Source organism: Vibrio sp. 2132-1 (assembly GCF_033344315.1).
Genome location: NZ_JAWPON010000740.1, coordinates 1 through 546, shown reverse-complemented (window position 1 = coordinate 546; position 546 = coordinate 1). Strand labels below are relative to the sequence as shown.

1 pseudogene is annotated in these 546 nt (G+C 40.5%); it reads left to right on the top strand.

Annotation, left to right across the window (positions count from 1 at the left end):
- A pseudogene (locus R8N47_RS27710) lies at positions 1-546 on the top strand (hypothetical protein); the annotation flags it as partial.

The following is a 546-nucleotide window of genomic DNA, read 5'->3' as shown; positions in this document are numbered from 1 at the left end:
AGTATTAAACAAAGCATTGCGGCACTGGTGATACTTTTGAGTGTTTCGTTTAGTGCTTCCGCTCAAACGGTAATTAAAATTACTAAACCTGCTCCTTACATGAAAACGAGTTGTGGTGTTATTGGTGGTATCTATACACTTGATTTTTTTATTGGGTGTACAACTTACCATGTTAACCAGCCTGATAGGGTTCTTACTATTAAGCGTGCTTATTTAAAGTGGGGCGATGTTTCGGTTGATGCTGTAGCTTCTAATGGGAGTTATACATATGGTTTAGGTATTTATGATTATCTTGAGTATTCAAGTTGCCCTGAAGGCCAAGTTTTAATTGATAATCAGTGTCAAAGTGATATTCCTTACTGCGAGCGTCAATCAACACTCGATGCTATAGATGCAGCGCGAACCCAATGCGTATCCAAAGGTGATCAATTCGCTTACTCCTGTAGTAACGAAACTGAGTCATGGGAATCTCAATGTAACGGCCGTGATTGTTCAGATGTTGAAGGTCAATCCGATAGCGTACGTTGGATGTCTAGCGTCTGGGGA